General features: G+C 32.3%; 13 protein-coding genes. 12 read left to right on the top strand and 1 reads right to left on the bottom strand.

Features of this window, described 5'->3' with window-relative positions; all coding sequences use genetic code 11:
* The first annotated feature begins 22 nt into the window (after window positions 1-22).
* The 8 genes from ccoS to HB672_RS08190 all read left to right on the top strand — a co-directional run bounded on the left by ccoS (window position 23) and on the right by HB672_RS08190 (window position 8946).
* Entirely contained in the window at window positions 23-187 is a 165-nt protein-coding gene (ccoS, locus tag HB672_RS08220) for a cbb3-type cytochrome oxidase assembly protein CcoS (RefSeq protein ID WP_167610796.1), read from the top strand.
* Between the two features lie 31 nt (window positions 188-218).
* Window positions 219-2396 (top strand): cytochrome-c oxidase, cbb3-type subunit I, encoded by a 2178-nt coding sequence (gene ccoN / locus HB672_RS08215; RefSeq protein ID WP_167610791.1) that lies wholly within the window; start codon window positions 219-221, stop codon window positions 2394-2396.
* 15 nt (window positions 2397-2411) lie between these two features.
* Window positions 2412-2597: a CcoQ/FixQ family Cbb3-type cytochrome c oxidase assembly chaperone gene (locus tag HB672_RS14695; RefSeq protein WP_244306597.1), complete on the top strand. Its 186-nt coding sequence runs from the start codon at window positions 2412-2414 to the stop codon at window positions 2595-2597.
* Window positions 2594-3535, top strand: coding sequence for a cbb3-type cytochrome c oxidase N-terminal domain-containing protein (locus HB672_RS08210; RefSeq protein WP_167610789.1), 942 nt, complete (start codon window positions 2594-2596; stop codon window positions 3533-3535). The genes HB672_RS14695 and HB672_RS08210 overlap by 4 nt, the downstream gene beginning before the upstream one ends.
* Window positions 3536-3545: 10 nt before the next feature.
* Window positions 3546-4970 (top strand): cytochrome c oxidase accessory protein CcoG, encoded by a 1425-nt coding sequence (gene ccoG, locus HB672_RS08205; protein WP_167610786.1) that lies wholly within the window; start codon window positions 3546-3548, stop codon window positions 4968-4970.
* An 11-nt stretch (window positions 4971-4981) separates the two neighbouring features.
* Window positions 4982-5428 carry a FixH family protein gene (locus HB672_RS08200; protein ID WP_167610784.1) on the top strand — a complete coding sequence of 149 codons (447 nt, stop codon included), beginning with the start codon at window positions 4982-4984 and terminating at the stop codon, window positions 5426-5428.
* Between the two features lies 1 nt (window position 5429).
* Window positions 5430-6134 (top strand): sulfite exporter TauE/SafE family protein, encoded by a 705-nt coding sequence (locus HB672_RS08195; protein WP_167610781.1) that lies wholly within the window; start codon window positions 5430-5432, stop codon window positions 6132-6134.
* Between the two features lie 139 nt (window positions 6135-6273).
* Window positions 6274-8946 carry a sigma 54-interacting transcriptional regulator gene (locus tag HB672_RS08190; RefSeq protein ID WP_167610778.1) on the top strand — a complete coding sequence of 891 codons (2673 nt, stop codon included), beginning with the start codon at window positions 6274-6276 and terminating at the stop codon, window positions 8944-8946.
* A 321-nt stretch (window positions 8947-9267) separates the two neighbouring features.
* Here the strand turns inward: HB672_RS08190 and HB672_RS08185 are convergent, their stop codons facing one another.
* Window positions 9268-10101 carry a universal stress protein gene (locus tag HB672_RS08185; RefSeq protein ID WP_167610774.1) on the bottom strand — a complete coding sequence of 278 codons (834 nt, stop codon included), beginning with the start codon at window positions 10099-10101 and terminating at the stop codon, window positions 9268-9270.
* A 221-nt stretch (window positions 10102-10322) separates the two neighbouring features.
* On the opposite strand from HB672_RS08185, the gene HB672_RS08180 reads away from it, so the two are divergent.
* The 4 genes from HB672_RS08180 (at window position 10323) to HB672_RS08165 (ending at window position 14250) form a co-directional block, all read left to right on the top strand.
* The gene (locus HB672_RS08180) at window positions 10323-10922 is read left to right on the top strand and encodes a superoxide dismutase family protein (protein ID WP_167610771.1); all 600 of its coding nucleotides are present in this window, start codon (window positions 10323-10325) and stop codon (window positions 10920-10922) included.
* Between the two features lie 394 nt (window positions 10923-11316).
* The gene (locus tag HB672_RS08175; RefSeq protein ID WP_167610768.1) at window positions 11317-12492 is read left to right on the top strand and encodes an LETM1-related biofilm-associated protein; all 1176 of its coding nucleotides are present in this window, start codon (window positions 11317-11319) and stop codon (window positions 12490-12492) included.
* A gap of 33 nt (window positions 12493-12525) precedes the next feature.
* Window positions 12526-12783, top strand: a complete 258-nt coding sequence (locus HB672_RS08170; RefSeq protein WP_167610765.1) for a DUF1456 family protein — start codon at window positions 12526-12528, stop codon at window positions 12781-12783.
* A gap of 15 nt (window positions 12784-12798) precedes the next feature.
* Window positions 12799-14250 carry an aminotransferase class V-fold PLP-dependent enzyme gene (locus tag HB672_RS08165; protein WP_167610762.1) on the top strand — a complete coding sequence of 484 codons (1452 nt, stop codon included), beginning with the start codon at window positions 12799-12801 and terminating at the stop codon, window positions 14248-14250.
* Window positions 14251-14275 lie beyond the last annotated feature (25 nt).

The following is a 14275-nucleotide window of genomic DNA, read 5'->3' as shown; positions in this document are numbered from 1 at the left end:
TGAACATTAAACTCAATTAGGTATGAGTGTCATTTACGTTTTATTAGCTATAAGTATTGCTGTAGCTGTGGTTTTTTTTATTGCGTTTATTATTGCAGTAAAAAAAGGACAGTATGACGATTCTTATACCCATTCAGTACGAATGCTGTTTGAGGACGAAATTATTAAAGAAAAATCCAAAAAATAATACTAACCAATTAGAATAACACAATTTAATTATGGAAATGCAACAGTTTCATTACGATAATAAAATCGTTACCAAATTCCTTTATGCTACAATAATATTTGGAGTTGTTGGAATGCTAGTAGGTCTCATCGTGGCCCTCTTGTTTTTATTCCCTAACATGACCAATGGAGTATCATGGTTAAGTTTTGGCCGTTTACGTCCACTTCACACAAATGCAGTAATATTTGCGTTTGTTGGAAATGCCATGTTTGCAGGAATTTACTATTCGCTACAGCGTCTATTAAAAACACGTATGGCGAGTGATCTTTTAAGTAATATTAACTTTTGGGGATGGCAATTAATAATTGTTGCAGCCGCAATTACATTACCAATGGGTTTAACAACCTCAAAAGAATACGCAGAATTAGAATGGCCAATAGATATAGCTATTGCACTAGTTTGGGTAGTATTTGGTGTAAATATGATTTGGACCATTTTAAAAAGAAGACAACGTCATTTATACGTTGCTATTTGGTTCTACCTAGCAACCTTTGTAACTGTAGCTGTTCTGCATATTTTTAATAGTTTAGAATTACCAGTTTCGGCAATGAAGAGTTATTCGGTATATGCTGGTGTACAAGATGCACTTGTACAGTGGTGGTATGGTCATAATGCCGTTGCGTTTTTCTTAACAACACCTTTCCTTGGGTTGATGTATTATTTTGTACCTAAAGCAGCTAACAGACCTGTGTATTCATATAGACTATCTATTGTGCATTTCTGGTCGTTAATATTCCTATATATTTGGGCAGGACCTCACCATTTATTATATACAGCTCTACCAGATTGGGCACAAAATTTAGGTGTTGTGTTTTCAGTTATGCTTTTAATGCCTTCTTGGGGTGGTATGATTAATGGTTTATTAACTCTAAGAGGAGCTTGGGACAAAGTACGTACAGATCCTGTTTTAAAATTCATGGTAGTAGCTATTACTGGTTATGGTATGGCAACTTTCGAAGGTCCAACTCTATCTCTTAAAAATGTAAATGCAATTGCTCACTATACAGATTGGATTATTGCTCACGTTCACGTTGGTGCTTTAGCCTGGAACGGTTTTATGGCATTTGGTATCATTTACTATTTAATTCCTAGATTATTTAAAACAAAGTTATTCTCTACTGGTTTAGCCAATTTACACTTTTGGTTAGGCACATTAGGTATTATTATTTATGCTTTACCAATGTATGTTGCTGGGTTTACTCAAGCAAGTATGTGGAAGCAGTTTAATCCAGATGGAACTTTAGTTTACGGTAACTTCTTAGAAACTGTAACCGAAATTATGCCAATGTATTGGATGAGAGCTATTGGTGGTACTTTATACTTAGTTGGAACATTTATTTTAGTCTATAACATAATTCTAACTGTTAGAAGATCTGGAAGTAAAGTAGAAGACGAATTAGCCGAAGCTCCAGCCTTAACAAGAGTAACAAAAAAACGTACTTCTGGAGAAGGTTGGCATACTTGGTTAGAGCGTCGACCAGTACAATTAACACTATTAGCAACAGTAACTATTTTAATTGGTGGTATAGTGCAAATTATACCAACAATTATGGTGGAGTCTAACATTCCAACCATAAGTAGTGTACAACCTTACACGCCTCTTGAACTAGAAGGTAGAGATATTTATATACGAGAAGGTTGTAATACATGTCACTCTCAAATGATTCGTCCTTTTAGAAGTGAAGTGGAACGTTATGGAGAATATTCAAAAGCTGGTGAATATGTTTATGATCACCCATTCCTTTGGGGAAGTAAGCGTACTGGACCTGATCTTCATAGAATTGGTGGGAAGTATAACGACAGTTGGCACTTTAACCACATGTACGATCCACAAAGTACATCATCTGGTTCTATCATGCCTCGCTATCAGTGGTTAATAACTGACGAGCTTAACAAATCTCAAACCGAAAAGAAAATGGAAGTTATGGCAACACTAGGTGTTCCATACTCTGAAGAAGATATAGCTAATGCTCAAGAGAGTATGCTAGCTCAAGGAACTCAAATTGAGGAGAACCTTAAAACAGATCCTGACTTCTTAGCAAATTATGAAAATGATAAAGCTAATGCAGGCGAAGGTTTTGTTGAAATGCGTAATAGAGAAATAGTTGCTTTAATTGCTTACTTACAGCGATTAGGTACAGATATTAAAGTAGAAACAGCTCAACAATAATCAAAGTTTAGAATCATGTTAAAATATATAAAAGACCATATGGAGAGCATCACAGGGATAGAAATTTATCCTATCATCTCGTTGCTCATATTTTTCATCTTTTTTGTGATTCTTTTTTGGTGGGTGATTTCTGCTAAAAAAGACTATATACAAAACGTAAGTAACATTCCATTAGACAACCAAAACAACACTATATTATGAGACATCTAATTCCTTCATACATAAGAGTTCCAGTTATATTCTTTATAATTTTTGGAATTGTAGAATACATGATAGATTCTGGCGAAAAACCAGCATTTATAGAATATCCAGCAGTTTCACTGTTCTTATTCTTAGTCCTATTAATACTAATTGCTATTGAGGCTATTATTGGTGCATTAGAGAATGTAATGCTTCATAAAATGGATAAAGAAGCAAAAGCACGTTTCTTAGAAGAAAAAAATAATGCCTTTGAGTTTAAATGGATTAAGAATACTTATAAAAAACTTGTTGGTGGCAAACCGATAGAAGACGAAGGAGAAATAATTTTAGACCATAACTACGATGGTATAAAAGAACTCGACAACTCATTACCACCATGGTGGATTTACTCGTTCTATATATCTATAGTATTTGCAGCTGTTTACCTTGTTAGATACCATATTTTTGAAGGACCAACACAATTGCAGGAGTTTGAAACCGAAATGGCTGAAGCAAAATTAGCTATAGAAGAATACAAAAAAACCGCTAAAAATTTAGTAGATGCAAATACTGTAACGTTATTAACAGACGATGCAGATTTAAGTGCAGGTAAAGCAATTTGGGACACTAACTGTGTTGCCTGTCATTTAGCAGATGGTGGTGGTAGTATAGGACCAAACTTAACCGATGAATATTGGATTCTAGGTGGTGGAATTAAAAACGTATTCCAAACTATTGCTGAAGGTGGACGAGACGGTAAAGGTATGATTGCATGGAAACAGCAATTAAAACCTTTGGAAATGGCTCAAGTTGCCAGTTATTTATTGACATTCCAAGACACTACACCTGCAAATCCAAAAGCTCCAGAAGGAGATATTTGGGTTGATGAAAGTGCTCCAGTAGAAGAAGCCACTACTACTAGCGATACTACTACAGAAATAGTAGAAGATAACAATTAAATAAACTACATTGGAAGCACCCAAAAACGAAAATTTTCGAGATACAATTGGAACTATTACCAAAGAAGGTAAACGTGCTTGGGTGTTTCCAAAAAAGCCTAGTGGTAGATTTTATAACTATCGTAAATACGTAAGTTATTTTCTTTTGCTTTTTTTGGTCTCTGCACCATTTATAAAAGTTAACGGAAACCAATTCCTAATGTTTAACATTATGGAAAGACGTTTCAATATTTTTGGGTTTCCATTTTGGCCGCAAGACTTCCATTTGTTTGTTATCTCGATGATAATTGGAGTGGTTTTTATTACACTTTTTACAGTTGTTTTTGGTCGTATTTTTTGTGGTTGGATTTGCCCTCAAACCATCTTTATGGAAATGGTTTTTAGACGTATTGAGTTTTGGATAGAAGGAGATAGAGGAAAGCAAAAGCGTTTAAAAAATCAACCTTGGACGAAAGAGAAAATTAGAAAAAGAGGATTAAAACTTATAGTTTTCCTTATTATTTCATTTATAATTGCCAATGTGTTTTTAGCATATTTAATTGGTAGTGATCGCCTTATACAATATATCGTTGATGGTCCGACTGCTCATTTAAACACCCTCATATCGCTAACTATTTTTACAGGGATTTTCTATTTTGTGTTTGCTTGGTTTAGAGAACAAGTTTGTGTAATTGCCTGTCCTTATGGAAGACTACAAGGCGTATTATTAGATACTAAATCTATAGTAGTTGCTTATGACCACAAAAGAGGTGAAGGAGAAAGTGGTAGAAAAAAATTCAGAAAAAATGAAGACAGAGCAGCGCTTGGTCACGGTGATTGTATAGACTGTATGCAATGTGTGCATGTCTGTCCAACAGGAATAGATATTAGAAACGGTACACAACTAGAATGTGTAAACTGTACAGCATGTATTGACGAGTGTGACCATATCATGGATAGTATTAATCTTCCAAGAGGTTTAATTCGCTATGCAAGTGAAGAAAATATTGAAAACAAAACAAAGTTTAAACTAACAGCAAGAGTTAAAGGATACATTGCGGTATTAGTAATTTTAATTGGCGTACTTATAGGCATGTTATTCTTAAGAAATGATGTTGAGGCAAGAGTACTTAGATTACCAGGACAACTATACGAGCGTAAAGACAACAATATGATAAGTAATGTCTTTACTTACAAACTAGTAAATAAAACAACTGAGGAAATTAAGGATGTTAGTCTAAAATTAATGTCGCATGACGGCACTATTAAACTCGTTTCAACACATGACATGTTTATAGTTCCAGCTCAAGGAATGACCGAAGGCACTATATTTATTGAAATAGACAACTCCAAACTATCTGGAGATAGAAACACGATTAAAATAGGTGTTTACGCAAATGACAAACTTATTGAAACAACAAGTGCTAACTTTTTAGGGCCAAGAAGTTATAATTAAAAAAACGAAAGATGAAACTAAATTGGGGAACAGGAATTGTACTAGCATTTATTGGCTTTATTGCCTTTATCCTATACTTTGTAATTAATATGATTACTAACGAAAAATACAATCACGATTTAGTAACCGAAGATTATTACAAAGCAGAACTTGAATATCAAAACGATATCGATAAAGAAACTAATTCTAAATCACTATCTCAAAGCATTACCTATAAAAAAACCGATGAAGGTTTGGTTGTCTATTTCCCTGAAGATTTACAGCCAGAAAAAATTGAAGGAAAATTGTTCCTATATAGACCATCTAACAAACAATTAGATTTTGAAACTACACTTTCATTGTCTAAATCACATTTGCTCATACCTGACAATCGTTTGGTAGATGGTCGTTGGAACATTAAAATAGATTGGCAATATAATGGAAAATCTTATTTATTTAAAGAAGACTTAATTTATTAACATGTTACTTTCGGCTTTAGCATTAGGACTATTAGGAAGTTTCCACTGCGTAGGTATGTGTGGACCCATAGCTTTTATGCTTCCAGTTGATCGTACAAATTCTGTTAAAAAAATATCCCAAATTGCCATATACCATTTTGGTAGACTTCTATCTTACAGCATTATAGGCTTAATTTTTGGACTAGTTGGAAAAGGACTTTATATATTTGGTATTCAACAACAATTATCTATTGTTATTGGTGTTTTAATGATTCTGATAGTTTTAATTCCTTATCAAACATTTAATAAATATAATTTCTCTAAACCTATTTATAAACTTATCTCTAAAGTAAAAAATGCTTTAGGAAAAGAGTTACAGAAGAAAACCCCAGACACATTTTTAACCATTGGATTTTTGAATGGCTTTTTACCATGCGGATTGGTTTATATGGCTGTCTTTGCTGCAATAGCATCTGGAAATGCACTTCAAGGGAGTTTATACATGTTAGTTTTTGGCTTAGGAACTATTCCGTTAATGACCACAGCTATTTATTTAAGTCAATTTTTAAAAGGGAATGTAAGACAACGCATTCAAAAAGCTATTCCAGTTTTTGTGGTTCTTATTGGTGTCCTTTTTATACTTAGAGGACTTGGGCTTGGAATCCCTTACCTCTCTCCTGCGCCTGTACAGGATATGGCAAATGCTACTATTGATTGTTACATTTAAGGTAAATTCTTACGTAATTCGCTAATTTATTAACAATTTTAGGAATGCTTTAAAAATTACTCTAATTTTAATTTTCTCTCTTTTTACTAACTAATACCTTAAAACACATGAGGTATTAGTCTTTATGTATAATTGAGAAATGAAAACAAAACAAAAATCCCTCGAACATTTTTTGAAAGAAATTGATGAAATAAAAGAGAAAGCTGCTGAATTAAACAAATTTGAGAACAACGTTGACAATTTGTTAAAAAACTTCAATAATCCAGAATCAGAAAGCTTTGCTTGGTTAGAAAACTCACCTATTTGCACTAAAATTATTGACTTAGATTTTAATCTCAAATACATGAGTAAAGCTGGGATTGAAAAACTAAAAATAGAAAATATTTCATCTCATTATGGCAAGCCATATCCTTTATATTTTTATTCAAATTCTTTTAAAGTCCCAATGCAGGAATGCCTAGGGAAAGCTGTAAAAAGTAAAGAAATAAATTCACATGAAGCAAGTATTTTAGATGGAGATGGTAATATGCTTTGGTTTGAATCTACCATAATTCCTATAAAAGACAAGGCAGATAACATTGACTATATAATGATAGTTTCTCAGGATATAACTGAGAGAAAAAATATTGAACTAGAAATAAAAAACAATCAAAAATTTCATAAGTCTTTACTTCAAACAAGTCCAGATATTATTTATGTATACGATATAATTAACCAAAAAAGTATTTACAATAATAATGGAAACTTGAAGGTCTTAGGCTATTCTAATGAAGATATTCATGGTTTTAAAAGTGACCTTCTTTCAACAATCATGCATCCTGATGATTATAAAAACTTCATAGATAATGTTATCCCAAAATATGATAAGCTTAAGGATGAAGAAATTATTGAGCTAGAGTATCGTGTAAAGCATAAAAATGGCAATTGGATATGGCTAAACTCAAGAGAATCAATTTTCAAGCGTTTAGATGGTAAACCCACTCAAATAATTGGTATTGAGCGTGATATAACTGAACGAAAAAAAATTGAATTAGATTTAAATAAAAGTCAAGAAAAGCTCAATGAAGCGCTAGAAATAACCCAACTTGGAACCTTTGTTTTTAATGACAGTACTAATCTATTTGAAACTTCAACAATTGGCGATTCAATATTAGGTATTGATAAATCATATATTAGGGATCCTCAAGGATGGGTAAATTTAGTTCATCCTGATGATATAGAAAATGCACAAAATCTTCTTGACGACCCTTCAACAAGTTATGTCTCCTCAGAATTTCGAATTATTCGTCCAATAGACAAAAAAATAATTTGGATTTCTGGTTTCGTTAAAAAAGAATTCGACAACAAAGGTAATCGCATAAAGATAATAGGCACTCTTCAAGATATTAGCAAACGTAAAGAAGCTCAAGAAAAATTAAAACTAACCGAAAAATATTTAAAAAGTACTTTCAATTTATCACCTAGTATCATATCTTCAGTTAACATAGCGACTGGCTACTTTACAAATGCAAATGAGGCAGTTACCAGAATCTTAGGCCACTCAATAAAAGAGTTTATTTCAAAACCATTTATCGAACTTATACATCCTGATGATTTAGAAAAGACCTCTAATGCAATTTCCGAAAAACTAAGTGGAAATAATGTCGCGTCATTTGAGAATAGGTATCTATGTAAAGATGGCTCATATAAATGGATTGCATGGCAAGGAACCTTACCAGATGAAAATGGAATAATTACTGCTATTGGTTCAGATATTAGTGATAAAAAGAAAGTTGAAGAGGATTTAAAAAAGAGTCTAGAAGAATTAGAAAACTATCATCAACAACTAGAAACAGAAAATATATTATTGAAAAAAGAAATGTCGTTATCATTTAATTTTGAAGATATGGTTTATACCAGCTCAAAAATGAGTGATGTTTTAACTATGGTTGAACAAGTAGCAAGAACAGACGCTAATGTTTTAATTCTTGGAGAAACTGGCACTGGAAAAGAATTAATAGCAAAAGCTATCCATAAAATAAGCAACAGAAAAAACAATTCACTAATTAGTGTTAATTGTGGAGCTATTCCATCAGAGCTTATAGAAAGTGAATTGTTTGGTCATGTAAAAGGAGCCTTTACAGGAGCAATCAATAATAGATTAGGCAAATTTGAATTAGCTGATGGAGGAACTATATTTCTTGATGAGATTGGTGAAATGCCTTTATCACTGCAGCCAAAATTATTACGTGCTATTCAAGAAGGTGAAATTGAACCAATTGGAAGTTCAAAACTTAAAAAACTAGATGTACGCGTTATTGCTGCAACAAATAAAGACTTAAAAAAAGAAGCTAAAGAAAAACGCTTTAGAGAAGATTTATATTTTAGATTAAATGTTTTTCCAATTAACATCCCTCCTTTAAGAGAAAGAGTTGATGATATTACTGTACTAATAGAGTTTTTTGTAAACAAATATTCAAAAAAACATAAAAAACAAATTGAATATATTTCTGATGTAACAATGCAACAATTAAAGTATTATAAATGGCCAGGAAATGTTAGAGAACTTGAGAATTTAATTGAGCGAGCCATTATTCTTTCTAATTCCAATATTCTAGTAATACCAGAATTCGAGACCGATTCAACAAATACACTATCTAGTGTAAATGGTCATAGAATCACTTTAGACCAAGTACAAAAAGACCATATTTTAAAAACACTAAATGATACTAATTGGAAAATAGATGGGAAAGAAGGAGCGGCAGAATTACTAGATATTAAACCAAGTACATTGCGTGATAGGATGAAAAAATTAGGCATTAAACGACCTTAAACAAACTCCACGACATACCGTGCTTTAAAAAAGCAATTTATTAAATAATCCACGTAATACCGTGTCACACAAACACACCTTAGTTTTGTTGACAACTTTAATTATTTGATTTTCAAACACTTAATATCTTTAAATTGATATGAAAATTCTTTGGCATTGAGATTGCTATAATACTTCTTATCTAAGACCCTTCTTAGATATTTGTTAGATTAATATCAATTGACACTGTATTAAAAAATCCCTAACAAAGATTATCAACCAAAGCGAGTACATATGTACTCGCTTTAGTGTTTTTAAATAATAAGGATTCTTTTACTAATCTTAAATCATAAATGTGATAACAGGTAATGGAGAATGATTTGCAATATCCTCACCTATACTTCCTGCAAAAAAGTGAGAAATACCTTTTCGACCATGAGTAGGTATGGCTATAATGTCTGCACCAACTTTATTGGCATAATTCATTACACCTTGTTCTACTGTGTAATCTGCTTGGTAAGCAACATCATTAAGCTTGTCTAAATTACCATCAGCAGTTATTAAAAATTCAGCTATTTTTTTCTCAATCTCAACTGAGCTTTTAAAATGTTCGTTTGGTAAATTTACATATAGTAATTTAAGCTTTGCGCCTAATGCCTTAAACATACTTGTCGCATTTAAATATGGGCGCACATTTTCTTCTTCAAAACTAGTTGCAAATACTGCTGTACCAAAATTAATATCTTTTATTTCATTTTTAATAACCAACACTGGAGTTTGAGAGTTTCTAACAACACGCTCAGTATTTGAACCTACAAAAAATTCTTTAAAACCACTTGTTCCATGAGAACCCATTACTATAAGATCTACATCATGTTCTTTAGCAACATCGTTTACTTCGCTAAACACTTTATAGTGTTTTACTATTGGAGTAACATTGACATCTTTTAAATACTCCTTATCCAAAAACGTTTCAAATTTTTGTTCGACTAATTTTAAAAAGAAAACCGCTTTTTGCTGTTGTTGTGAATCACTTTCGGTAAGAATAACATCAGACAACTCCAACATATGCAAAACCAATAACTCAGCATTAGCTTCTTTTGCTAGTTTCGCTGCAGTTTTTAAAGCATATTCTGAATGCTCTGAAAAATCTATAGGTACAATAATTTTTTTCATAATCTTATTTTTTTAGTGTTTTAATAATCATCGAAAAAAAGTACATCTAAATTCTTTTCGTTGAAACTACAAATAAAAGGTTAACAACAATTAAAACTCAACCTTTATAAACCAAATATAAAGTTTATAATTATATTAAAATATGATTATTGTCATGCACCTAATTTGCTAATAAATAAATATTACTTAACTTTCACTAATTAACAAAAAACCTATGTAATATGAAAAAAATATCTGTTTTTGCTTTAGTATTTATTCTAGCTTTTACAACTGCTTGCAAATCTGACAAGAAAGAATCAAATACTAATACCGAAACCGAAGTAGAAAACACTGAAAACAACACAGTAACTGAGAAGAAGTCTTATGATGGAGGCGATTTATGGGTGTCACTTAACCCAAAAAGTGGTAGCAATGTAAAAGGAAATGTTGTTTTTGAAAATAAAGGAGAAAGTGTAAGTATGCTATTAACCGTAAGTGGTCTTGAGCCTGGAGAACACGCCATACATCTGCACGAAAAAAGTGATTGTTCTGCCGAAGATGGCACCTCAACTGGTGGTCACTGGAATCCTACAGGTCAACCACACGGAAAATGGGGCGCTGCTGAAGGTTATCACAAAGGTGACATAGGTAACTTTACAGCAAGTGAAGATGGAAAAGCAACCTTCACTTTTTCTACCGATGAGTGGTGTATTGGATGTGGCGATGAAACTAAAGATATTTTAGGAAAAGCCATTATTATCCACCAAGGAACAGACGATTTCACAACCCAACCAACTGGTGCCGCTGGTGGCAGAATTAGTTGCGGAGGCGTAATTCAATAATAAAAAAAACATAAATATAAGAAGCTGCTTTTGCAGCTTTTTATATTTCAATTAGTTAATTATTAACGATAAACTCAGTATTTAATTCTTAGAAACTATAACTCACCATACCTTTTATAAAGAAAGGTGTTCCTGGTGTAAAATGTATTTCTTCAACTGGATTTGGCTCACTTTGCAAACGCGATTCGGTAGCAAACTGTGTTTCGTTCCAGAAATTGATTAGTTGGCATAAATGGGTAAAGGTTGGCTGGTAGAATTATTTTTATTATTTAGTCCATAAGTGCAACAAAGTTATTTCCTGCGATGTAATCTTTCTTAATGCTTAACGCATTTTTAACATTATATTTTTAGATATTAAATCTATCTTTACAGTAATCAAAAAAAAGAATGCATTATGAATCCTTCGGCAAGTGGATGGATAAAAAAGCTAATAAAAGAGCTATCTAATAATGTGAAGTTCTTAAATCTAACTGAGGCAACGTTTTATTGTAGCTTAAAAGACGCTGGGTTTATTTATGGAAATAGCAAAAGTACAATAGCAACATTTATTGAGGCTCAGGATTTATCTGAAGAAGAAATGAGTAAGATAAATTTATTTCTAGCTTTATATTTTACTCATCATAAATCTAATAGTAAAGAAGATTTCTTAGATAGTATTATTGGGTTTTATAAGAATATCGATGTTTATAAGTCATCTTTTTTTAGCGTTCTATTTTCAGAAAAAATCTCTAATACTCTTCTTGAAAAAATCATTCATAAACGTGTTCAAATAGACGACAATGTTTTAATTAAAAACTTTAATTATTTTGTCATTAATGCATTGCTTTATGTTGATATACTAGCTTATCATGAATATTTATTAAAAGGCTTAATATCTTCTAGTTACATAAAAAAACTTGAAGCATCTATTGAGAAAATAATATTAGATGTTCTAAACTCAAAAATTGTTAAAACTAAATATGATGAAAGCTTAATTAAATTGTTTGAGTCCTCAATGCGCTATCAAGATAATGCCAACATTTCTCATGCAGAAGCTATTGCAAATTTAACATCGAAGTATGAAAAATGGTACTTATTTGACATTGCTTGCATGTCTACATGGAGTGATAAAATAATTGATGAAAAAGAACAACTCTTTTTGCACAATATTGGTAACGAATTAAATTTAAACAAAAGCACTATTGTTCGCTCAATAGACTCAGTCAATTCATTTTACACCAAACATAAAGACAACATAGACTTATTAAGCTCAAGGAATATTGTCGAAAACTTTTACGACAACTCAAGTAAAATGGTTTCTAAGCTTATTTCACGTAATAAAAAACGCTTAAAAAAAGAATTAGTTCAAAGTAAAGAGCTTGTAAAATTAATTGGACAATCTACTATACGAGATTTAAGTAAAGAAGAACAAAAACAACTCCAAGAACAACTTATAGACGTTATAAAATCTATACCAAGTTTAGCAATTTTTATGCTTCCTGGTGGTGCTTTATTACTGCCTCTTTTTATTAAATTTATTCCAAAACTTTTGCCATCTGCTTTTGATGACAACAGGATTGACGAATCTTAATTATAAACATTAAAAAATACTTACCTTTACTTTATGGCACTTACAAACAACGACATTTTCAAAAAACTTCGTGTAGCTCATAAACTACGTGACGACGATATTGTAAAAATTTGCGCTTTAAAAGATTTTAAAGTCACTAAGAGTGAACTAGGAGCCATTTTTAGAAATGAAAACCATCCTAAATACATGGAATGTGGCGACCAATTTTTACGCAATTTTCTTGATGGGCTAATCATTCATTTACGTGGCCCTATGCCTCCAAAACAAGAAAAGAAACCAACCAACAAATAGTATAGTATTGTAAATATGAGTAAAGACACAGATAGCTTTGAGACGCTCGACCCACAAGATTGGGAGCAATCAAAAGCATTAATGCATCAAATGGTTGAAGACGCCTTTGACTATGTGAAGAATATTAGAGAGCGAAAAATTTGGCAAGAAATGCCTGATGATGTTCTTAAAACCTTTGAGTCTCAAATACCTCAGCAACCCAGTGATGCCGAAAGCGTATATCAAGATTTACAAAAAAACGTATTGCCTTACCCTATGGGAAATGTGCATCCTCGTTTTTGGGCTTGGTATATGGGAAATGGCACTATCTCTGGTGTTATGGGTGACTTTTGGGCATCTATCATCAACCCTAATTTAGGCGGCGGAAATCATGCTGGACATAAAGTAGAAGAACAAGTTGTAAATTGGATTAAAGACATTGTTGAGTTTCCAAAATCTTCAAGTGGACTATTAGTAAGTGGAGGCTCTATGGCTAACTACGCAGCTTTAGCAGTTGCACGAAATGTAAAAGCTGGTTACGATATTCGTACAGAAGGCTTAAGAGAAAATAATTTGGTCTTTTATGCCTCAACAGAAGTGCATAGCTGCAATACGAAAGCTGTTGAACTTTTAGGCTTAGGTACTAAAGGCCTTAAGAAAATTGCTATAAATAAAGATTACACCATTAATATTGACGCTCTTAAAAAACAAATAACTGAAGATAAAGCTAATGGCTTACAACCTATTTGTGTTATTGCTACTTCTGGAACAGTAAACACAGGAGCTATTGATGATTTAAATGCCATAGCAGATATTTGTGAAAAAGAAAACCTTTGGTTTCATGTAGATGGCGCTATTGGTGCTATTGCTATGTTGTCTGATACTTTAAAACCACAACTTAAAGGTATTGAACGAGCTGATTCTGTAGCACTAGATTTACACAAATGGTTACACATGCCTTTTGAAGCTGGTTGTGTGATTATTAAAGACAACGAAAGTCATAAAAAAACCTTCTCTCTTATTCCTGAATATTTAGAAAAAAATACACGTGGTTTAGCCTCTGGTGAAAATTGGTTTAGCGAATATGGTTTGCAACTATCTAGACGTTTTAGAGCTTTAAAAATTTGGATGTCCCTTAAAGAACATGGTAGCCAACGCTTTGGCAGAATGATAACTCGTAATGTAGAACAGGCTTACTATTTAGGAGATTTAGTTAAAAACCATAAAGATTTAGAACTTCTCGCTCCTATTGGTATGGACATTGCTTGCTTTAGGTATAACCCTAGAGGAAAAACTCTAGAGGAATTAAACGCCATTAATAAAGAAATAAAATTACAATTAGAAGAGCAAGCTATTGCATTACCTGGATATACCACTCTAGATGGTGCCTACTGTATACGTTGTGCTATCTCTAGTCATCGTGTTACTAATGAAGATTTTGATGTGCTTGTGGAGAATGTTTTAAGATTAGGAAATGAATTAGGGTAATGTAACAATTCTTTATCATGAGATA

Origin of the sequence: Gaetbulibacter sp. S0825 (genome assembly GCF_011777505.1) — a bacterium.
In the GTDB taxonomy this organism is placed as follows: Bacteria; Bacteroidota; Bacteroidia; order Flavobacteriales; family Flavobacteriaceae; genus Pontimicrobium.
The sequence above is the reverse complement of the archived record's forward strand: the minus strand, read 5'-3'. Positions and strand labels throughout refer to the sequence as shown.

Bases quoted from the DNA above. Each gene is read 5' to 3' on its own strand.
- ccoS (WP_167610796.1), top strand. From the start codon at position 23: ATGAGTGTCATTTACGTTTTATTAGCTATAAGTATTGCTGTAGCTGTG.
- ccoN (WP_167610791.1), top strand. From the start codon at position 219: ATGGAAATGCAACAGTTTCATTACGATAATAAAATCGTTACCAAATTC.
- HB672_RS14695 (WP_244306597.1), top strand. From the start codon at position 2,412: ATGTTAAAATATATAAAAGACCATATGGAGAGCATCACAGGGATAGAA.
- HB672_RS08210 (WP_167610789.1), top strand. From the start codon at position 2,594: ATGAGACATCTAATTCCTTCATACATAAGAGTTCCAGTTATATTCTTT.
- HB672_RS08200 (WP_167610784.1), top strand. From the start codon at position 4,982: ATGAAACTAAATTGGGGAACAGGAATTGTACTAGCATTTATTGGCTTT.
- HB672_RS08195 (WP_167610781.1), top strand. From the start codon at position 5,430: ATGTTACTTTCGGCTTTAGCATTAGGACTATTAGGAAGTTTCCACTGC.
- HB672_RS08190 (WP_167610778.1), top strand. From the start codon at position 6,274: ATGAAAACAAAACAAAAATCCCTCGAACATTTTTTGAAAGAAATTGAT.
- HB672_RS08185 (WP_167610774.1), bottom strand. From the start codon at position 10,101: ATGAAAAAAATTATTGTACCTATAGATTTTTCAGAGCATTCAGAATAT.
- HB672_RS08180 (WP_167610771.1), top strand. From the start codon at position 10,323: ATGAAAAAAATATCTGTTTTTGCTTTAGTATTTATTCTAGCTTTTACA.
- HB672_RS08175 (WP_167610768.1), top strand. From the start codon at position 11,317: ATGAATCCTTCGGCAAGTGGATGGATAAAAAAGCTAATAAAAGAGCTA.
- HB672_RS08170 (WP_167610765.1), top strand. From the start codon at position 12,526: ATGGCACTTACAAACAACGACATTTTCAAAAAACTTCGTGTAGCTCAT.
- HB672_RS08165 (WP_167610762.1), top strand. From the start codon at position 12,799: ATGAGTAAAGACACAGATAGCTTTGAGACGCTCGACCCACAAGATTGG.